The organism is Arthrobacter glacialis (assembly GCF_002909415.1).
In the GTDB taxonomy this organism is placed as follows: domain Bacteria; phylum Actinomycetota; class Actinomycetes; order Actinomycetales; family Micrococcaceae; genus Specibacter; species Specibacter glacialis.
This window is the reverse complement of the sequence record NZ_PPXB01000009.1, coordinates 59,719-79,536: the sequence shown is the minus strand read 5'-3', so window position 1 is coordinate 79,536 and position 19,818 is coordinate 59,719. Positions and strand designations below refer to the sequence as shown.

The window sequence follows — 19,818 nt, the reverse complement described above, 5'->3', positions numbered from 1 at the left end:
CACAGTGTTCGGCGCCTTGCAAGCCCCGAAACCGTGCCGCCTTGTAAAAAACTAATGTTGTACTGCGACACAAAGTGGTGCCAGTCTCACCCCGCCAACTGGCATGCACCAAATTGTGTGGCGCATCTCACCGTAGGTCCCGTAATAAACAGTACCGCCGGTCCCAACGCCCAGAGGCGGCCAGCGCCAGACCAGTCCTGGAAACCACAGGACTGGGCCCTCGGGGCTGGGGACTAGAAGGCTTCTGCCAGTTCCTCAATGGACGGGCAGGAGCAGACCAGGTTCCTGTCGCCGTAGGCTTGGTCGATGCGGCGCACAATGGGCCAGTACTTGGCCCGCGGGTCCACGCCTGCCGGGAAGACGGCGTCTTCACGGCTGTAGGGGTGCTCCCACTCCTGGGTGATGCTTTGGGCTGTGTGCGGGGCGTTGACCAGCGGGTTGTCCTCGGCCGGCCAGAGGCCGTCCTGGACGGCGGCGATTTCCTTGCGGATGGAGATCATGGCGTTGATAAAACGGTCAATCTCGCCCAAGTCTTCGGACTCGGTGGGCTCCACCATCAAGGTGCCGGCCACCGGGAAGGACATGGTGGGTGCGTGGAAGCCGTAGTCGATGAGGCGCTTGGCCACATCGTCAACGGTCACCCCGGAGTCTGCCGTGATGCCGCGCAGGTCCAGGATGCACTCGTGCGCCACCAAATCGTGGGCCCCCGTGTACAGCACCGGATAGTGGTCGCGCAGGCGGCGGGCAATGTAGTTGGCGGACAGGATCGCAGTCTGGGTGGCCAGGCGCAGACCGTCCGGGCCCATCATGCGAATGTAGGCCCAGGAGATGGGAAGGATCGACGCCGAACCGTACGGCGCGCTGGACACCAGACCCACGGAGGAGTCAATGCCCAGTTCGCGGGCGGGCAGGTGCTTGGCCAGGTGCGCGCCAACGGCTACGGGTCCCACACCGGGACCACCGCCGCCGTGCGGGATGCAGAAGGTCTTATGCAGGTTCAGGTGGGAAACGTCGGCACCAAACTTGCCCGGCTGGGCCAGGCCCACCAGGGCGTTGAGGTTGGCGCCGTCAACGTAAACCTGGCCTCCGGCGTCGTGAATCATGGCGCAGATGGTGCTGATCTCGGTCTCGAACACGCCATGGGTTGAGGGGTAGGTGACCATGATGGCGGCCAGGCGGTTCTCGTGTGTGGCGATCTGGCGCTTGAGGTCGTCGATGTCGATGTTGCCGAAGCCGTCGGTGGCCACAGCAACAACCTTCAGCCCGGCCATGACGGCGGATGCCGCGTTGGTGCCGTGGGCGGAGGTCGGGATCAGCACGATGTCTCGGTCCGGGTTGCCGTTTTCCACGTGGAAGGCGCGGATGGCCATGAGGCCGGCAAACTCGCCCTGTGAGCCGGCGTTGGGCTGCACGGAGACGGCGTCATAGCCGGTGATCTCGGCCAGCCATGACTCCAGCTGAGTTGCCATTTCCACCATGCCCACGGTGTCCGAGGCAGGCGCAAAGGGGTGCAGATTGGAGAACTCGGGCCAGGTCACGGCAGCCATCTCGGCCGTGGCGTTGAGCTTCATGGTGCATGAACCCAGCGGAATCATGCCGCGATCCAGCGCGTAGTCCGCGTCCGAGAGCTTGCGCAGGTAGCGCAGCATCTGGGTTTCGGAGTTGTGCGCATGGAACACGGGGTTGGTCATGTAATCCGTGGCCCGGACGGGTGTTGGAAGCACGACGGCGGCCGCATCGTTGGCGGATTCCGGCGCCTCAGCGCCGAACAAGGCCGCCAACGCAGCAACATCGGCCTCTGTGGTGGTCTCGTCCACGGCGATCTGGAGGTGGTCATGGTCAACCTGGCGGAGCAGGTAGCCGGCGCGGTGGGCTGCGGCAACCAGCTCTGCGGCCGCGTGTCCGCTCTGCGAAGTGACCTTGATCTTCACGGTGTCAAAGAAGTTGGCGTGGATAACCGTGTGGCCTGCCGCGGTTGCTGCCGCTGCCACGGCCTGTGCACGGACATGGACACGGGTGGCGATCTTTCGCAGCCCTTCCGGGCCGTGGTAGACGGCGTACATGCCGGCCATGACTGCCAGCAGAACCTGTGCTGTACAGATGTTGGAGGTGGCCTTTTCGCGGCGGATGTGCTGCTCGCGGGTCTGCAGGGCCAGGCGGTAGGCCTGGTTCCCGGCGGCGTCCTTGGACACACCCACCAGGCGCCCCGGCAGGGACCGTTCAAGGCCCTTGCGCACTGCCATGTAGCCTGCGTGCGGGCCACCAAAGCCCATGGGAACGCCGAATCGCTGGGAGGTGCCAACGGCCAGGTCAGCGCCCAGCGCACCCGGGGATTCCAGCAGGGTCAGCGCCAGCAGGTCGGCGGCAACCGCCACCACGGCCTTACGCTCCTTGGCGGCGGCAATGATCGGGGCAATCTCGCGGACCCGGCCGGAATCGCCCGGGTACTGCAGAAGCACGCCAAAGAACTCAACGTCAGGGAGTTCGCCGTCGAAGTCGTGAACCAGCAGTGGCAGGCCCATGGCCTTGGCGCGGGTGGTCACCACGGCCAGGGTCTGCGGGAACACATCGGCGTCCACCAACAGAACGGCACTGTCCGGGGCGGTGCGGTTGGTGCGGCGCATGAGGGCCACAGCCTCGGCGGCGGCGGTTCCCTCATCCAGCATGGAGGCGTTGGCCGTGAGCATGCCACTCAAATCCGACACGACAGTTTGGAAATTCAGCAGAGCTTCCAGGCGGCCCTGGGAAATTTCCGGCTGATAAGGGGTGTAGGCCGTGTACCAGGCGGGACTTTCCAGCACGTTGCGCTGAATCACACCCGGGGTGTGGGTGCCGTAGTAGCCCTGGCCGATGAAGGACTTGTTAACCGTGTTTTTGCCCGCCAGAGCCCGCAATTCAGCAAGCATTGCTTCCTCGGAGACGGCGGCTTGGAGCTTCATCGGCTCAGCCGTATAGATAGATTCCGGCAGCGCGGCCTCCGAAAGCTCCTCTAAAGAGCCAAATTCAAGAGTGCTCAACATATGATGAATGTGGGGCTGCGCAGTAACCCCAATGTGTCGATCACTAAACACGGCCGACACGAGGTCGTTTGTGTTCTGGTGTCCGGGCAAATTTTCAGCGGTATTTGTCAATGGGTTCTCCAAGTCGCGAACGTTCCACAGCCATTGTATGTGTCACGGCTATTCGCAGCAGCACATGTTTGAGTAAGCAACGCAAAGGGTAATGGTTCATCCGTGCAAGTAGTGAGTATCAGCAGCCTCAAAGGTGGGGTCGGCAAGACCTCAGTCACGCTTGGCTTGGCGTCAGCAGCATTGGCGGCGGGCATCCCCACCCTGGTGATTGACCTTGACCCGCACGCCGACGCCACCACCGGCCTGGGCGTTGCGGCGCGTGGCCAGCTGGACATCGGCCAGCTCATCAAGACCTCCCGCAAGGCAGATCTGGGCGCCAATGTGGTTCCCAGCGGGTGGCTTGCCGCCCATAAGCACGACGGCGTGGCCACACCAACCCTTGACGTCGCCATGGGCTCGGCGTTCAGCGGCATCTACGACCGCCCCGATTTGGGCAAACGCGATCTCCGCCGGCTCGCCACAGTTTTGGCGAATGCCGACCGGGACGGCACAGCACCGTACCAATTGGTGCTCATCGACTGCCCGCCGTCACTGAACGGCCTGACCCGCATGGCCTGGACGGCCAGCAGCCGTGTGCTCCTGGTGGCTGAGCCTGGCCTGTTCTCCGTGGCCGGCACCCAGCGCACCCTGCGCGCCATTGAACTGTTCCGCACAGAATTTGCCCCGGCACTGGTTCCGGCCGGCATTGTGGCCAACCGTGTCCGCACTGGCTCCAACGAGCATGCTTACCGGTTGGCCGAGATGAACACCATGTTCGGCGAGTTGCTGCTCTCCCCCACCATTCCCGAGCAGGCCAACTGGCAGCAGATCCAGGGCGCCGCCCACCCGGTGCACCAGTGGCCCGGCGATTCTGCCAAAAACGCCTCGGCGTTGTTCGACCGGTTGTTGGATTCGGTGCTCAACCAGAGCGCCACCAGAAGTCGCCTCTACCGCGGCTAGCTTTCCAACTGACCCGCAGAAACTGCCGAAAATTACGCGAAAAACGTTACTTTTCGCCGTTTTCTGCGGGTCAGTTGCTTAATGGGCCGCCAACTGTGGATAACCCAAACGCTGAACCAGAATAGTTGCCATGCTGGAACCATGTTCCATCCAGAAAACTTTCCACCCGAGTTGCTCGCAGGGCCGTTCAGCATTGAACTGGCCAATTTCCTTGGCGTAGGCCCGGGCAGGCTCAAGCACGCCGATGTGCTCAGGCTCAGCCGCGGCATCAAGGCCATCAACATCCAGGACGCATCTCTGGCGCTGCTCACCGCACCGTTCACGCAGGTAACCGGATATTCGGCAGCATCCCATGCCACGGCGTTCACTATTTGGGAGTTTCCGGGTTTCCTGCCCGGCAGTGACGACAACGTGATCCACATTTCCCGCCAAGCGCCCCACGATGAACCCCGACGTGCCGGAATCCATGGCCACACGACCAAATTCCGTGACGACGAGGTGTTCTGCCTCGACGGGCTGTGGCTCACCACGCGGGTCCGCACGTGGCTAGATTGCTCACGGCGCATGTCCATCGAGGAGCTGGTTGTTGTGGCCGACCATCTCCTCCGACTCCCGCGCCCCGAGTTCGAAGACCGGACCGAACCCTACGCAACCCTTGCAGAACTCGAACAAATGCTGGAACGCCACAAAGGGACACCCGGAATCCAGAAGGCCCGACAAGCCCTGACACTGGCCCGCGTGGGTTCGGATTCTGCACCCGAAACCCGGCTGCGTCTGGCTCTTGCCGATGCAGGTTTGCCGGAGCCACTGATCAACGTACCCGTGGCTCTGGCCCATGGAAAGTCACGCACACCCGACGCGCAGTTCCCCGACTATTGTGTTGCTGTTGAATATGACGGCGGCACCCACAATGAGTCAGAGCAGGTGGGCCGCGACATCCTGCGCCAAGAGGACTTTCAGGAAGCTGGGTGGGTTGAGGTGCGCATCGGCAAGGTTCACATGCGTGACGATGCCAAGGCGGCCGTCCGCAAAATCCGCGACGCGCTCTACAGCCGTGGCTGGCGGCCCAAAAAGAACTGACCCGCAGAAAACGGCGAAAATCACGGTAAAACCGTGTATTTTCGCCGTTTTCTGCGGGTCAGTTGGAAAAGCTAGGAGATTTTGCGGTTGGCGCGGCGTTTGCTGAGCTCGTCGTCGGCGTAGCCCTGAACCGCTGCGTGTTCGCTGGGCAGGGCTGCCAGGCTGCCTTCAACCTCGCGCCACACACGGCCCACGGCAATGCCGAACACGCCCTGGCCGCCTTGCACCAGATCGATGACCTCATCGGCTGAGGTGCACTCGTATACCGATGCGCCATCGCTCATCAAGGTGATTTGGGCGAGGTCCTCAACGCCGCGCTCACGCAGGTGTTCAACGGCTGTGCGAATTTGCTGCAGTGATACGCCGGTGTCCAAAAGGCGCTTGACGACTTTGAGCACCAAGATGTCTCGGAAACCATAGAGGCGCTGTGATCCTGAACCTGCGGCGCCTCGCACGGCCGGTTCGACTAAGCCGGTGCGGGCCCAGTAGTCCAGCTGGCGGTAGGTGATCCCGGCCGCTTTGCACGCTGTAGGTCCGCGGTAGCCGGCATGTTCGTCAAGAACAGGCAGATCCTCGGTGAAGAGCAAGCCCTGGGCACCGGCCCTTGTAGCGGGGCTGGGGACAACGGTTGCCGCCAGCTCGCCAGCATCGCTCGTGGGACTCACGTTATCCTCCTGTTGACAGTCCCCGAATGGATGGGCTGCCAACTCGCAGCACAGCACAAAACACCCGGAATGAGACTTTAAATGAGACTTTAACGGCTCTAATCTTCCAGTGTGCCCGTACCAGCCGCGGCTCGCAATGGGGAACTCTATACTTCGACGTTAGAACGCCGCGGGAGCAAGGTCAAAGACGTTTGCACAACAATTTTGCCGTGTCGAAAGTTTCAGCCTCAGCTTTAAGGTTAGAGATTCGCCAAAATTCCCTAGAATACGCGAACTATTGGCCGAAATCCTCGGGCTCAACGTCGTTGAGGAATTCGCGGAACTGACGAAGCTCACGTTCCTTGGCCTCGTCGTCGACCACCTCGGACTCGGTGCCGTCCTCATCATGATCACCGATCACGACGCCGGCCTCCTCCACCAGGCTCTCGACGGCCCAGATAGCGCACTGGGCCCGCTGCGCAATGGCGATGGCATCCGAGGCACGTGAACTCACTGTGGTGCCGTCGTCAAAGACCAGCTCCGCGTAGAAGACACCGTCCTCAACTTTTGTCAGATTGACCCGCACAATGCTGTGGCCCAGGGCCAGCACAACTCCGCACAGCAAGTCATGGGTGAGGGGCCGCGGCGGCACCACGCCTTGTTCAGCCATGGCTATGGCCGTGGCCTCTGCGGCACCAATCCAGATCGGGATATGGCGTTCGCCCAAGAGCTCGCGCAGCAGCACCAGGGGCTGATTTGAGGGCATCTCGATCCGCACCCCAACGATGGTGACCTCAATCATGGCGCTTCCATGTCTGCGATGCGGGCATGGACCAGAGCGCTGTGCAGGCTCAGGCACAGCTCGGCAATCTCCCGTGCGGCTTCAGCGGCCCGCACGGCCGAGGTGCTGTCCTTCCGTGAGGACAACGGCGCAACCGCCCGCTCCACCAGACCAAACTCCCTGTCCGCTGCGGCCTGAAACGGACGCAGATGCCGCGGTTCCAATCCGTGGGCGGCCAAGGCCGTGCAGGCCTGGGCGACTTTGAGGGCGTGGTCATCGAAGGTGCCCCTGTGCGATTCCACCAGTCCGTAGCTGAGCATGGTCTCGAACAGCTGCTCGCTGGCACCGGATTCGCGCAGCAGTTCCTCAGGGGTAAACCGGCGCGACCTGCCGTTGAGTTCACGGGCCAGATCTTCGGAAACCATGCGCGGCGCCACGGAAACACCGGGCGGAAGATTTTGCGGCGTAAGTCCCGCATCAAGGTCATCGAGGTAGTCGCGGATGACCTTCAGCGGCAGGTAGTGGTCGCGTTGGAGGCCCAGCACAAACCGCAGGCGTTCGACGTCGGACTCCCGGAATTGCCGGTACCCTGCAGGGGTGCGCTGGGGGCTGATCAAGCCCTTTTCCTCATAAAAACGAATTTTCGATGCCGTCACCGAGGGAAAGTCCGTGGTCAAAAGAGCCAGGACCTCGCCAATGTTCAATACGGCGGCAGCACCGTTCCGCCGATTGGTGGATTGCACATCCACCAATCGGCGTCCGGCAGCGGCGTTCAAACTTGCCACTCTCGCCCCTAGGAGCCGGTAGCGGGTTCGCTGGCGCTGAAGTAGTACGTCAAGCGGAACTTGCCGATCTGCACTTCATTGCCGGTCCGCAGGCGCACCGAGTCAACCCTGTCCCCGTTAACGTAGGTGCCATTCAGGCTTCCGGCGTCGAGAACCTCAAAACCGCCGTCGCACTTCATGAAATTCACGTGACGGCGCGAAACTGTCACATCATCCAGGAAGATGTCTGCATCGGGGTGGCGGCCAGCCGTGGTGACGGCGCTGTCCAGCAGGAAACGTGCCCCTGCGTTGGGTCCAACATGCGCAATGAGCAGTGCGGAACCGGCAGGAAGCGAGTTCACGGCATTTTGCTCATCAGGGGCCAACACGGGAACCGATGTGGGTCCCCCAGTCGCCACTAATGGGAGCGCAATTGAGGTGGTGTCCGTGGCACCAGGCTGGTCCTGGGAGTTCGCCTGACCCGTAACACCGGCGTCATTACTCCTGTCAACCATTGGTACTCCTCCTAGCAAAAAAGATGATGGGAATTCTGTTGAGTTCCCAAGTACTACAAACCTACGAGCCGTGGCTGGGAAAGGCCTGCATGATCTCACGTGCCCCGTGTTGGTGGAGCTGGTGAATCCATGCAAACGACCTTTAACTCCCTAGCCTACCTTTTCTTGGTACTGCGCTGCGCTGAGCAAAGCGCCGTAGCTGGCGGAGTCGGAAAGGGTAATTTCAAGCAACCAGCCAGCACCGTAGGGATCGGAGTTAATCAAGGCTGGCTCTGCATCCAAAGCCTCGTTGCGGGCGCTGACCACACCACCCAAGGGGGCGTAAATGTCGCTGACGCTCTTGGTGGATTCAACCTCTCCCACCACGGTGTCGGCAGTGACGTCGGTGCCACTCTCGGGCACCTGGACGTAAACCACGTCACCGAGGGCGTCCTGGGCGAAATCGGTGATGCCCACGCGCACCACACCGTCCGCGGAGGGTGCTGACACCCATTCGTGCTCTGCTGTGTAGGACAAGTCTGCGGGAATGTTGCTCATGGTGGGCACCTTTCAAGGTTCATCGCGGCCGGGCGAAGAATATGACTAAACAAAAAACTAGTTGAACTAGTAGAACACGGCGCAGGAAGGACGTTTCTTTCCATAAACCATATCCAGTCTTTAGTGTGTCAGCATTATTCACAAGTCGAAGGTACCTTCTAGCAATTTTGGCCAGTATTTTATCCGCAGGCGGCCTCATCTCTGCGATGATTTAGCTATGACCGATTCCGCATCACCTAGTCCGGCCAGCCAACCCCAAGCCACACTGAGCGCCGATGGGGACAAGAAAACGAAGGCCGCCATGCCGCAGTGGTTGCTCTTCACCATTTTTGGCGTGGGCGGGGCGGCGCTTTTGGTGATTGCCTTTCTCATCGCCTCAGTCACTGTTCCCTTGGTGTGGGCGAATTCCATCCGGGACCAGGTGGGCAGCCAGCTGCAAAACAGCATTCCGCTGGGCATGTTTTACGGTTTCATCTTCACTTTTTTCCCGGTTCTCCTGGTGTGGCAGGCACGCCGCCCCAAGCTGAACAAGTGGGTCAGAATTTCCCTCCTGGCAGTGGGTCTGTTGCTCACCTTGCCAAATCTGCTCACCTTGGCAGTCCTGTACGGGGACACGGGAACTGCGGCCGACGCGCGGGCCACCTGGGCCACCGGCGCCAATTGGTTCGGCACCTGGAGCCAACTTTTCATGGTGATTGGTGTTGTCAGTGGAGTAGCGGTGATCGTCCTGGGCCGGATGTTGTTGCGCCGTGGCAAGAGTATCCGCGAATTCAAGGCTGCACAGAAACTGGTCCGTGAGACTGAGCAGGCCCAAGCCCGCACCGCCAAGGAGAACGCCAAGATGGCCGAAAAAAAGGCCCGTGAGGATGCCCGGGCAGCCGACAAGGCCGAGAAGGCTGCGGCACGGGCCAACCGCCGCGGCCCGGGCGGGGCGCCCGACAATGCCAGCAGCTCCGGCGTTGGCTCCCCTCCGGAACCACCCCAGGCCTAGATGGTTGCGTCAATGCGGATTGTTTCAATGCCGTGCGTGCTGGTGGGCGTCTACCCCGGGCAGCCGGCGGCGGTGGTGCATGAGGGGGCAAAGTTGGCTGACGCTTTGGGCTATCCCCTGGTGTGTGCCTATTCCAACCCGGCCAGATATCTAGTCAGCGAAGCCACTGACGGAAGCGTCACCTCGGCGTCCGTTGACCCCGATTTCGCTGACGACGCCGACGCAGATTTCCCCACCGGCCTTGCGATTGCCTTGGCGGGGCAGCTCGCCACGCTGCACATGCCGTGGCGTACGCTGCTTTTGGCCGGCGACCCCGCGCAGTCCCTGGCCCGTTGCGCCAACACCCTGGCCGCCGGCATGATCGTGGTAGGCACCCATGGCGACGCCCACACCTCGCTGCGGCAGGTTTTCAGCCATTCCGTCGCCGCCAGGCTTGCCCGCCAACAGCACCGGCCCGTTCTCGTCATCCCCACACACCACCGGCCGCCGGAGCCCAAGTGAGCCTGCCATTCCTGCGCCCGCAATCCTTGGGTTGGGTGGCGCTCGGGGGCACTCTTGGCGCCGGGGCACGCGAGGCGCTGATTCTGGGGATGCCCGACGTCGGTCACGTTCCTTGGGCAATAGTCCTTGCGAACATTGTGGGCGCGTTCCTCTTGGGATTGCTCTATTCAGCCTTGTCCACGATCCCCCAGGCGCGCGCGCAGCGAACCAGGCGGCTGCGGTTGCTGCTGGGCACTGGTTTTTGTGGCGGATTCACCACCTACAGCACCTTGGCCTTGGGTGTTGTTGTGCTGGCCGGATCCGGGGGCCTGTTCTGGGCCACCGCCTACGCCTTGGGCACAGTTTTGTTCGGGGCACTTGCCACCTGGGCCGGAATAGCTGTGGGGATCCTGGCCGGTCCAGGCGCCGTCCATCGCCCGTTGAAAACAGACGGCCAGCGATGACACCTCTGATTTTTCTGGCCATTGCCGTTGCTGGCGGTGTGGGCGCTGCGGCCCGTTTTGCCTTGGACGGGTTCATCGGCCACAAGCTGCAAGCCTCTTTTCCGTGGGCCACCTTCATCATCAACGTCTCCGGTTCATTGGCCTTGGGCTTGTTGTCGGCTGCGGCCGCTGGGGTCTTCCTGCCGCCGGAGTGGTCCCTGATTTTGGGTGTCGGATTCCTAGGCGGTTACACCACCTTCAGCAGCACCAGCTATGAAACCATCCGGCTGTTGATGGACAGGCGCATTCTGGCCTCATTGACCAATGCCCTGGGCACACTGGCGGCCAGTGTTGGGGCTGCGGCGTTGGGATATGGGCTGGGAAGCCTGCTCTGACGCCGCCCAGCTAGCCCGTTGGCTCAACGCTCCAGCTCATGTGCAGGAGCGGGAACAGCAATCCCTGGGCATCTGTTTCCGAACGGCCCCGTGGCTTGAAACCGCGCCTGATGTAGAAAACTGCAGCCCGCGGGTTTTGTTCGTTGACATCCAGGGTCAAGGTGGAAAAGCGCTGCTTGGCCCAGTCAAGAAGCATGCTGCCAACGCCCATTGACCGCGCCTCGTCGGCCACGAAGAGCATGGCAATTTGCCGGGCCTGCATGCCAATGAACCCCACAAGGCAACCGTTGACCTCCGCCACCTGCACCGTCAGGTTTGGCAGGTACTCATCCCGGACTACCGGTTCCAGCCGATCAATCACTTCCGGGGGCAGGAAGTGATGGGTTGCTTCCACGGAATCGCGCCAAATATTGGTGAGTTCTTCCAAGTCTTCAGGTCCGCGAGATTCTCGCAGGGTCAGAACGGGTGCACTTTTCATGGTCCCGTCATCGTCCCCTGGGCTGGTCTTGGTGGTGAGTGCTTCTGCGCGTCCGTCGCTGAGCAATTCTCACCCTACAGCCGGGCCATGCCGGATGTGCCCGATGAGATCAAAATGTTATTGCCGCTGCTTGTCGATGACATATTTTCCGCGTCTGGGGCCGTTGCAGACATTCGCTGGCGACAGGGTGCCTCTGGCGAAAGAACACAAAGGCCCCCGGACACATCAGGGCAACAAAAAACCGCTTCAACACCCGATGTTGCAGGTGGTGAAGCGGTTCTTTTTGGTGCACCCCTCCGGACTTGAACCGGAAACCCATTGATTAAGAGTCAATTGCTCTGCCAATTGAGCTAGAGGTGCATGTACGGCATTTACCACTCTCAACATGCTCCCCAGTGGAGAATTTGTTAAGGCGACTCGCACAGCATCGGCGAGATACTGTACGAGCCTAACCGCCGCTAACCCTGAGAAGGGCGCCTTGGCTACGTAGAACAATACCTGCCCCCAGCCGGATTATCGGCATCGAAACAGCCAAATGAGGGAAAGGTCACTTTGGTGGTCATTTGGCTGTCAGTTGGACCGCCACAACCCGGCCCGACGCCGGCAGTGACTGATCCATAACACCGGGCCAATCCGCAACCAGCGCGTACAGAGTGTTGGCGTCATCGCCGCCCACGGCGCAGGAGAAGCAGGCCTGTTCGAAGGCAACAGTGCGCACCACGTGGCCGCCCTCGGCAACCAGCACGCAGTGCCGTTGCCCCACATCGGCATACCAAATCCCGCCCTCACCCCAGCAAATCCCATCCGGGGCACTACCCGGCACGGCTGCCCACACGCGCCGATTGGTCAGCGAACCATCGTCGTGGATATCAAAAGCCGTGAGGTGCCCCGCGTGGGATTCGGCAACCACCAGAGTTCCGCCGTCGCCGGTAACAACCATCCCATTGGGGAAGGCCAGGCCGTCAGCAACAACCCGGGACGCGCCGTCGGGAGTCACCAGGGCAATAGTCCCGGCAACTGCGGCAGGACCGGGGAAAGTGAATCCAATGCAGTTGACGTAGGCGTTGGCACCTGCAGTGGCCACCTCATTCCACGGGGAACCCGAGTGCTGGCCAAGATCCGCAACGTCCTCAAGGGTGCCCGCCGGACTCAGGCGCAGAAGTTTGCACTCCGAGCCGGAGACGATCAGCAACTGGCCGTCCGGGAGCCAGTCGAAGGTGATGGGGAACGACGGGACGGGGATGCTTTGATGGTCCAGGCCGGCCGGATCCATGGCATGGATGTGGCCCTGGAGCCAGTCGGCGTACCAAAACCGGCCGCCATGCCAGCGGGCCGACTCACCCATGCCGAGCCCTTCGGCCAGCACACGCATGTTATTCATGGAGGCTCCTTCACCTTCGCCGTGACTTGCACCGTGAATCCGCCGTCAACTGGCCCGGAAACAGAGGGCTGAAATGATGCGCGGGCCACGCTCATCCACAGGAATTGTTTCATGCGGCACCAGCCCGCCCAACAGCACAATGCTCTGCCCCGGTACGGCCTTCACCATGCCCGCACCACCCTTCGGGTCCCTGCGCACGGCGTCAAGGTCCGCACCCCGGTAGCCGGGATGGACCAGAAGTGCCCCTGCCGGATCATCCGGCGGTGAATCATCGCGCAACACAGTGATCAGGGTGACGTCGCAGGCGTCGATGTCCAGGTGAAGGCCCAAATAGTCACCCGGGCGCACGTAGTAGCTGTAGCTGCCGCGCCCACCAGTGGGCGAAACCGGTGCACCGCACAGCTCAGACAGATAGTCGGACAGCCACGGGGCGGCATATAAGGCATCCTGTACCAGTCCCCCGCCTGAGGTGAAGAGCTGGCGCGGAGGGGCTCCCCCACGTCCGGTGGCCCCGTCGCCTTCGACTACTCGTTGCTCGTCGGCGCCGGGATACAGCATCATTGCCTCGGCCAGCAGTTCGGCGGCTTGCGTCGTCCCGGGCAGGCCGTCCACCACAATCACGCCCCCGCCCTGAGCCAATGGGCCCATGGCCAGGCGTTCCGCGGCCCCGCTTCGCAGCTGTGTGATCAACCGTCGCCTCCCATCAATTCTGCCGGTGGTTCAAACACCACGGCGCGCACCATGGCCCGTTCGTGGTCCGGCAGTCCGTCCAGCGGAAGTTCGGCTTGCCCTGCTGCCGACCAGCCCCCATCCGCCGACTTCACTGGTGTGACGCCGAAGTACCGCCGAAAGATGCTGGCAGGCCCCTCGATGGAAAACGAAATGCCCACCGGCTGATGAACAGTGAACCCCGCCGCAGCCAGCTCGGATTGGACTGCGGCAAAGGCTCCAGACGCAGGCAGGTGCCGCGCGAGTGTCGCAGCGGTGAGTTCGGTATCCAAGGGCGGGCCACCTGGTGATTGTAGGACCACCAGCGCGACCAGCCCGTCGGTTTCAGCCACGGTTCTACAGCTCCGGAGGTTGGGGCGACTCGATGATGAACCGCTCAATTTCCGTCACGTCTTGGTCTGTCAACGACATCCCCTCAGATTCCATCCGCCCCTCGTCGTCTTGTCCGATGATCGGAGGAATCGGCCCAAACGGCGGCCGGAACGGGATGATCGGCACAATGGGTCCAACCGGCGGCCGGAAGGGGATCACCGGCACGATGGGCCCAAAGGGCGGCCGGAACGGGATGATGGGAACGATCGGCCCCACCGGAACAATCGGCCCAAAGGGCGGCCGGAACGGGATCACCGGAACAATCGGCGGAAGCGGACGGACGGGGCGGACGATGCGGCAGCGCAGCTTGGCGATGAGCACCGCCCTGTGCGCGTCAACAAGACCGTGGCCGGTGGCGGTGTCGGGGCCAACCACGGCCACGTTGCCGAAGTTCGGATGGTTGGTTCCGGCGGTGACGTCCTGTGCCGTGGTCATGAGGATGTCCCGGATGGCCGCCGGATTCAACCGGGGGCACGTCTGTCGGATCAAGGCGCAGACTCCTGCAATCTGAGGCGCCGCAGCCGAGGTGCCACTAAAGGCAGCCCAGCCGTCGTTGGTGAGCGTCTGGTCCCCGTTGGGATGCGTGCCGCCGCCGTTGCCGACGTCGATGGCGCAACCTTCCGGGATGGGCAGCATGATGTACATCGCCCGAGGCAGCATGCCGACAAGGCCCGACACGTCGGGCACCCGCCGCCCGGCGTAGATGTTGGACATGAACCCGCTGGTGTAGTTTGAGGCACGCAGCGCCCCGTTGCGTTCGCGGTTGACGCCGCCGACGGAAATAACATCCGGATGCTGGCCCGGGAAGCCCCAGCCACCGTTGCCGGCAGAGAACACCACAGTAATTCCGCCGGAGACAGCGGCAGCGACTGCTGCCGCCAGCGCCTGGTTGGCCGCGCTCAACGGGCCGTTCTGCTGGTCCGATCCCCAACTGTTGGTAATGATGTCAGGTCCCAGGGCCACAGCGGCGTTAAAGGCCGCGGTGACGTTCACGAGTGCGCCGGTCGCCGTCGCCGTCTTGACCGGGAACAAGGTGACGTCCGGTGCCGTCGCGAAAATGTTGGCAGATTCGCCGGTACCGTGCCCGTTCTCGTCAACTGTGGGGTCAGCCGTGCCCGGGCCCAAAGTTGTGGGCTGCACCAGGTAGCCGTGCTCGGTGAAGAACGGGTGCGTTTGAAATCCGGTGTCAACCATGGCCACCTTGACGCCCTTGCCGGTAATACCGGAGCGATGGGGGTGTTCGGCGTTGAGCCCCACGGAAACGTCGTCGGGGACGTTCAGATGAAAATAGTTGACCGTTGGCGGCAGCGAGTCCGCCGTGTGCAGATAGTAAGGTTCCTCGATGGCGATGCCATCGAGGACGCCCTCAAACACTGTCCCAGCCGGATCGATCAAACCAGGGATGTCCGTGTCGGCGTTGTCGATGAAAGTAGCCAACCCCTCGACACCGCCGGGCTTATGGACGGGCCGTTCCTGGGTGTAGAGGTGGGCGCCGAACGCTGAATCAAACAATGCGCGTGAGCCGCAAAAGTTGACCATGAGATTGGTGGCCTGGAGTACTTCGAAGCCTGCCTCGCTGAGAGCCGCAATGGCTCTCTCGACAACCTCATCGTCTGAGAAATGCAGCCCGAGCGTGTCCACAGTCGGTACCAGGCCCGGAGTGAACATCGAGACTCCGCCGACGGACTGTGGCGAAGCCATGGCGAAGATGCGGTCCGGGAACTTGCTTGCCGCAGGCGGTGAGGACGCCTTCCCTTTGCCCTTTCCAGCGCCGTGGGCCGCACCAGCGCTCACGGCCTTTTTGCCTGCTGCTTTGCTAACCATGACTCTCCCCTTACAATCGTATTTTCTTGATGATCGACGTCAATGACGGCTGGCGAGGCTACCGTCCAGCCAGCGGGTAATGCTCCCCTGATTGCCTGAGTAGTAGTGGCACAACGTCCACCCGGCCCTGTCCGGGTCAGTGGCGGTGAATTCCCCATTCTGGGCCACATCCGCCGGACTGAAATCGCCGGTGCGCAGCGCGGGCAGCGCCCCCAGAGCAAGCCACGTGGCAATCTCCTCTAGGATCCATTGGTTGGCCGAGGGGAAAGGGAGGGCCCGGGCCAACTGTGTGGCGGAGGCCAGCTGGTAGGCCTGCTCGACGCCGTCGAGCATCCCAAAGCGGGCATCGGAACGGTGTCCCGGGTGCAGCGACATCCACAGCAACAGTTGCCAGGCGCACTCGATGAACCAGCCCTCCACCAGGGAAAGCTGCTCCCAGATCCGGTGGTTCAGCAACACCACGCCAGTGTTGAACGGGGGTACCGCGGCCACACCCATGGCGCTGCACAGGCGCAGCAGCGCTGGCTCGTCAAGAAACACGGCGTCCGGACCGTGGTGGCTGCGCGAGCTGTGAACCTCCTCGCGGGCCACAATGTCGGGCTCCCGGTAGGCCCGAATCAGGTGATCGACGTCGGCCCGGAAAATTGTGTCACAGTCGCAGTACAGCACCTGCTGTGCCGGGGTGTGTGCCAGCCACGAGTTGTTCAGGAACTTGTGCAGCGCAGGGTACCGGGCCAAAACGGGCCAGCCGCGGGGACACAGCTCCGCCAACCGGCGGGAGTAGTCGCCCTGCAGCTGGAGCCAGGCGCGTTGTTCAGCGCAGATCTGGACAAGGTGCGGGGTGGGGGTGCCGTACAGGAAGACGACGACGGCAATGCTCCCGTTGTGGCGGCGAAGGCTGGCCAGGCTGCGCTCGAGTTGGCGCAACAACGGGTCGGTTCTGTCGCCGTCGGCCAATGAGACTGAATAACAAACTAGGCGCTCAGTCTGGTCCATCAGGTCCTCCAGATAACCCATCCAACGGTGCCGCGTGCCAGCGATTTTGAACCCGCCGCTGTACTGACAAGCATCCTCGGTGCGATCCCCGGCCGTCAAGAAATAATTGCACGCACTAGGTTCCCGACGACGGGACGTCAGCCATCCGGGCAGGGCAGGCGCTGCTGGCGCAGCCAAGTCGCCAAGTCGCCAAGCCCAGGGAGTCGAAGAATTCCGGGCGCATGGTTGTCCTCCCGGCGGCGTCCACGGCAAAAGCTGCCAAAGCCAATGACCCAGCGGGCGCACCCACGTGCCTTTTGGGCCCAGGGCAAGGGTGAGTTTTTCGGCGTCGAGCGTCATGGCAGTTCCTGCGCCCAAGACGAACACACCTGAGTGTCCCCGGCCAACCCAGCCTCCGGGCTGGGTGCCCACAGTGAAGCCAAATCCGTCATTGCATGGGCGCTGGTCGGGGAAGGCCGAATTTTCCGCGCAACCCTCACCACCCTTGGTGACGTGCGACACGTTACTGATTGGTAACAAATACCTTCCACAAAGCGATTCCACCGGGGTACGCTGGCGTTTATGAGCCAATACCAGCCCCCCATTGCCGACATTGCCTTCGCCCTGGAACACGTCGTGGGGTACCCAGACCTGGCCAAACTGCCCGGCTTCGAGCACGCTGACCTTGAAACTGTGGTGGAACTTCTTGAGCAGTGCGGGGAGTTCATGGCCGAGGTGGTGGCGCCCACCAACCGCCGGGGCGACACGGAAGGATCACGCCTGCTGCCCGGCGGTGCGGTCGTCACGCCCAGCGGGTTCAAGGAGGTCTACCAGCAGTACGTCGACGCCGGGTGGGGCTCGGTGCCACTGCCGGAGGAGTATGGCGGCGGCGGATTCCCCCGCACGGTAGGCCTTGTCATCCAGGAGCTCATGACCAGCGCCAACATGGCGTTCTCGCTGTGCCCGCTGCTGACCCAGGGCGCCATTGAGGCCCTGCTGCACTACGGCGACGACGCACTCAAGCAGCGCTACCTGCCCAAGATGATCAGCGGGGAATGGACCGGCACCATGAACCTGACCGAACCTGCGGCCGGGTCCGACGTCGGGGCTCTCACCACCCGGGCGGTGCCCCGGGCCGACGGCAGCTACGCCATCACCGGGCAAAAGATCTTCATCACCTACGGCGATCACGACATGGCTGACCAGATTGTCCATCTGGTGCTGGCACGCACGCCTGGCGCCCCGGAAGGAACCCGTGGCATCTCCTGCTTCATTGTGCCCAAATTCCTGATCAACGACGACGGTTCGCTGGGCGAGCGCAACACCGTCCAGACGGTTTCCCTTGAGCACAAGATGGGCATCCACGCCTCCCCCACCTGCGTACTTTCTTACGAGGACGCCACCGGATATCTCATCGGAGAAGAGAACCTGGGCATGCGCATCATGTTTGTCATGATGAACAGTGCCCGCCTCGGGGTTGGGGTGCAGGGCCTGGCCGTTGCGGAACGGGCCTACCAGCAGTCCCTCGCCTATGCGCAGGAGCGCAGGCAAGGACGTGCCATCGGCGCATCCGGGACCAGTTCGGCCATCATCGAGTTCCCCGATGTGCGGCGCATGTTGCTGACACAGCGCGCCCATCTGGCCGCCATGCGTTACCTCATGCTGCTCGACGCCAGCTATGTGGACAAGAGCACCCACGATCCGGACCCGGCCGTGCGTGCACGGGCAGCCGAGATCGTGGGGCTGCTCACCCCCATTTGCAAGTCATTCGGCACAGACCTGGGCAACGAGCTGACCTCGCTTGCCCTCCAAATTCAAGGCGGCATGGGCTTCATCGAGGAAACCGGGGCCGCCCAGCACGTGCGCGATATTCGGATTGCCGCCATCTACGAGGGCACCAACGGAATCCAGGCCGCGGACCTGGTGGGGCGCAAGCTCGGCATCCGCGGCGGGGCATCCGTCCTGGAGTTCATCGCCACCATGCGTGAGCTTGAAACCGAGCTGGCCCAGGCCGGTGCGGAGTTCGGCAGTATCGCGGCGGAACTTGGCCTGCAGTTTGACGCCCTTGAGGAGGCCACCCACTGGATGCTGCGCACGGGCGCCACTGACCCCAATGCAGCCCTCTCCGGTTCGACGCCGTTCCTGCGCATGTGGGGGCTGTGCACCGGCGCGTGGATGCTGGCCCGGGCGGCCCTGGCTGCCGCCGCCACGAACGACGCCGCACTGGCGCAGAGCCAGCTGGTGCTGGCACGATTCTACGCGGAGCAACTGCTCCCGGCGTCGGCCGGTTTGCTGGGAGCCGCCACAGCCGGTTCCCACGACTTGTTTGCCTTGGACGCGCACCAGCTCGCTGGCGTTGCCAGTCCTCGGATTCGGATCTAGCAACCACCCTCGTCTAGGATGTTGTCGCCTTCAGGTTGTCCAGCAGCACCGTCAGCGGTGCGTTGTTGGCGGTGCCGGAGAGGTAGCTTGCAAAGCCCACGCTGCCTGGGCCTTGCAGGGCTGCCGTCGTGTCTGTGATGCTGCGCTGCCATGTGGCTGGCTTGGGACGTCCCTGTTCCCACACTCTGGCCCTGATGGTGGTGGGCGACGTTCCGGTCACCTGCAAGGATGGCCGCCAGGGGCCCAGAGAGGGCCCGCCCCCACGAGCAACACAATAATGGCCAGCTCCGCTGTCAAGATTCGACAGTTGCTCCTGACGCACTCCAACGAACACATTTCCGGATGCCGGAAGGCACTTTTCAGTGGCGAACCACGGGTTGCCGCAAGATGGTTTTGAGTTTGTCAGGCGCTGCACGGCGGGGGTCACCGAGATAAATTTCGTGGTGCTTGCCGTTGAACACCAATTTGTTCTCCGGCATGAAGTGATCGTGCAAACGGGCCAAGGTGGGGGCCTCGTCGTCGTACGGGCCAATATGGAGGATCTGCACGCACAATCCCTCGTTCAGTTCCATGACACGCAACTGGGCCAGGCCGGGCAAGGTTTTCTTCGCAGAAGCCTGCTCGACGGCGGCCGCCACCATGTCCGGAGTGATCCAGTCGGGTTGGCTGATCATCATGGTCCAGTCCCACTGGTCCTTGTCCCCGGCCGTGAACGCGCCCATGTCCGCAGCCCACCAGAGTCCCTCCAAAGGGGCCACAACAAAGTCACGCCCGAGCACGTTCTTGCTGGCGAACTTCACTCCATAAGCCGTTGAGTAGAGGGCCTCGAGAGCCTCCGTATATGCGGCGGAGGTTCCGGGCTTGCCATGCCCGTCAATCGCAAGGTACTGAACCGGGGGCACCTCGACCAGGGAAAAGTCCTTGGCGCTGGGCGCAAAGAGCTCCTTATAAGCTTTCTTGACGTCAAATTTGTCCAT

Annotated in this window: 22 protein-coding genes and 1 tRNA gene; 7 read left to right on the top strand and 16 right to left on the bottom strand. The window is 62.5% G+C overall.

Annotated elements, in window-relative coordinates:
- Positions 1-233: 233 nt before the first annotated feature.
- Positions 234-3,080 carry an aminomethyl-transferring glycine dehydrogenase gene (gene gcvP / locus CVS28_RS12190; RefSeq protein WP_423716401.1) on the bottom strand — a complete coding sequence of 949 codons (2,847 nt, stop codon included), beginning with the start codon at positions 3,078-3,080 and terminating at the stop codon, positions 234-236.
- A gap of 153 nt (positions 3,081-3,233) precedes the next feature.
- Here gcvP and CVS28_RS12185 point away from each other — a divergent pair, with 153 nt between their 5' ends.
- Positions 3,234-4,070 (top strand): ParA family protein, encoded by an 837-nt coding sequence (locus CVS28_RS12185; protein WP_103466256.1) that lies wholly within the window; start codon positions 3,234-3,236, stop codon positions 4,068-4,070.
- A 141-nt stretch (positions 4,071-4,211) separates the two neighbouring features.
- Positions 4,212-5,150, top strand: a complete 939-nt coding sequence (locus CVS28_RS12180; RefSeq protein ID WP_103481675.1) for an endonuclease domain-containing protein — start codon at positions 4,212-4,214, stop codon at positions 5,148-5,150.
- 71 nt (positions 5,151-5,221) lie between these two features.
- On the opposite strand, the gene CVS28_RS12175 is transcribed toward CVS28_RS12180, so the two are convergent.
- The 5 genes from CVS28_RS12175 to gcvH all read right to left on the bottom strand — a co-directional run bounded on the left by CVS28_RS12175 (position 5,222) and on the right by gcvH (position 8,391).
- Positions 5,222-5,815, bottom strand: a complete 594-nt coding sequence (locus CVS28_RS12175; RefSeq protein ID WP_103466258.1) for a MerR family transcriptional regulator — start codon at positions 5,813-5,815, stop codon at positions 5,222-5,224.
- A 274-nt stretch (positions 5,816-6,089) separates the two neighbouring features.
- Positions 6,090-6,596, bottom strand: a complete 507-nt coding sequence (locus tag CVS28_RS12170; RefSeq protein ID WP_103466259.1) for a bifunctional nuclease family protein — start codon at positions 6,594-6,596, stop codon at positions 6,090-6,092.
- The gene (gene ftsR / locus CVS28_RS12165) at positions 6,593-7,318 is read right to left on the bottom strand and encodes a transcriptional regulator FtsR (protein WP_243399873.1); all 726 of its coding nucleotides are present in this window, start codon (positions 7,316-7,318) and stop codon (positions 6,593-6,595) included. The genes CVS28_RS12170 and ftsR overlap by 4 nt, the downstream gene beginning before the upstream one ends.
- A 50-nt stretch (positions 7,319-7,368) precedes the next feature.
- Positions 7,369-7,854, bottom strand: a complete 486-nt coding sequence (locus CVS28_RS12160) for an FHA domain-containing protein (protein WP_103466261.1) — start codon at positions 7,852-7,854, stop codon at positions 7,369-7,371.
- Positions 7,855-8,004: 150 nt separating this feature from the next.
- Positions 8,005-8,391, bottom strand: a complete 387-nt coding sequence (gene gcvH / locus CVS28_RS12155) for a glycine cleavage system protein GcvH (protein ID WP_103481750.1) — start codon at positions 8,389-8,391, stop codon at positions 8,005-8,007.
- 217 nt (positions 8,392-8,608) lie between these two features.
- Between gcvH and CVS28_RS12150 the strand changes: the two genes are divergently transcribed.
- From CVS28_RS12150 to crcB, 4 genes are read left to right on the top strand one after another with little or no spacing between them, the layout of a single operon-like run.
- Positions 8,609-9,382, top strand: coding sequence for a hypothetical protein (locus CVS28_RS12150; protein ID WP_103481674.1), 774 nt, complete (start codon positions 8,609-8,611; stop codon positions 9,380-9,382).
- Positions 9,383-9,394: 12 nt separating this feature from the next.
- Complete coding sequence (locus CVS28_RS12145; protein ID WP_165788140.1) at positions 9,395-9,883, top strand: universal stress protein; 489 nt, start codon at positions 9,395-9,397, stop codon at positions 9,881-9,883.
- Positions 9,880-10,326 carry a fluoride efflux transporter FluC gene (locus tag CVS28_RS12140; protein WP_243399866.1) on the top strand — a complete coding sequence of 149 codons (447 nt, stop codon included), beginning with the start codon at positions 9,880-9,882 and terminating at the stop codon, positions 10,324-10,326. The genes CVS28_RS12145 and CVS28_RS12140 overlap by 4 nt, the downstream gene beginning before the upstream one ends.
- Complete coding sequence (gene crcB, locus CVS28_RS12135) at positions 10,323-10,700, top strand: fluoride efflux transporter CrcB (RefSeq protein ID WP_103466264.1); 378 nt, start codon at positions 10,323-10,325, stop codon at positions 10,698-10,700. The genes CVS28_RS12140 and crcB overlap by 4 nt, the downstream gene beginning before the upstream one ends.
- Positions 10,701-10,710: 10 nt before the next feature.
- Here the strand turns inward: crcB and CVS28_RS12130 are convergent, their stop codons facing one another.
- The 8 genes from CVS28_RS12130 to CVS28_RS19715 all read right to left on the bottom strand — a co-directional run bounded on the left by CVS28_RS12130 (position 10,711) and on the right by CVS28_RS19715 (position 16,769).
- The gene (locus CVS28_RS12130; protein ID WP_103481748.1) at positions 10,711-11,178 is read right to left on the bottom strand and encodes a GNAT family N-acetyltransferase; all 468 of its coding nucleotides are present in this window, start codon (positions 11,176-11,178) and stop codon (positions 10,711-10,713) included.
- Between the two features lie 284 nt (positions 11,179-11,462).
- A tRNA-Lys gene (locus CVS28_RS12125) sits at positions 11,463-11,538 on the bottom strand.
- A gap of 199 nt (positions 11,539-11,737) precedes the next feature.
- Positions 11,738-12,559 (bottom strand): SMP-30/gluconolactonase/LRE family protein, encoded by an 822-nt coding sequence (locus CVS28_RS12120; protein ID WP_103466265.1) that lies wholly within the window; start codon positions 12,557-12,559, stop codon positions 11,738-11,740.
- Positions 12,560-12,604: 45 nt separating this feature from the next.
- Positions 12,605-13,249: a hypothetical protein gene (locus CVS28_RS12115; RefSeq protein WP_103481673.1), complete on the bottom strand. Its 645-nt coding sequence runs from the start codon at positions 13,247-13,249 to the stop codon at positions 12,605-12,607.
- The gene (locus CVS28_RS12110) at positions 13,246-13,620 is read right to left on the bottom strand and encodes a hypothetical protein (RefSeq protein WP_103481672.1); all 375 of its coding nucleotides are present in this window, start codon (positions 13,618-13,620) and stop codon (positions 13,246-13,248) included. Before CVS28_RS12110 ends, CVS28_RS12115 begins: the two co-directional genes overlap by 4 nt.
- A 4-nt stretch (positions 13,621-13,624) precedes the next feature.
- The gene (locus CVS28_RS12105) at positions 13,625-15,484 is read right to left on the bottom strand and encodes a S8 family serine peptidase (RefSeq protein WP_103481671.1); all 1,860 of its coding nucleotides are present in this window, start codon (positions 15,482-15,484) and stop codon (positions 13,625-13,627) included.
- Between the two features lie 39 nt (positions 15,485-15,523).
- Positions 15,524-16,480, bottom strand: a complete 957-nt coding sequence (locus CVS28_RS12100; RefSeq protein WP_103481670.1) for a hypothetical protein — start codon at positions 16,478-16,480, stop codon at positions 15,524-15,526.
- Positions 16,481-16,595: 115 nt separating this feature from the next.
- The gene (locus CVS28_RS19715) at positions 16,596-16,769 is read right to left on the bottom strand and encodes a hypothetical protein (RefSeq protein WP_165788139.1); all 174 of its coding nucleotides are present in this window, start codon (positions 16,767-16,769) and stop codon (positions 16,596-16,598) included.
- A gap of 272 nt (positions 16,770-17,041) precedes the next feature.
- Between CVS28_RS19715 and CVS28_RS12095 the strand changes: the two genes are divergently transcribed.
- Entirely contained in the window at positions 17,042-18,841 is a 1,800-nt protein-coding gene (locus CVS28_RS12095) for an acyl-CoA dehydrogenase (RefSeq protein WP_103481669.1), read from the top strand.
- 13 nt (positions 18,842-18,854) lie between these two features.
- On the opposite strand, the gene CVS28_RS12090 is transcribed toward CVS28_RS12095, so the two are convergent.
- A complete protein-coding gene (locus CVS28_RS12090) occupies positions 18,855-19,061 on the bottom strand; it encodes a hypothetical protein (protein WP_133159121.1) in 207 nt (68 codons plus the stop codon).
- A gap of 139 nt (positions 19,062-19,200) precedes the next feature.
- The gene (locus CVS28_RS12085; protein WP_207797202.1) at positions 19,201-19,818 is read right to left on the bottom strand and encodes a GyrI-like domain-containing protein; all 618 of its coding nucleotides are present in this window, start codon (positions 19,816-19,818) and stop codon (positions 19,201-19,203) included.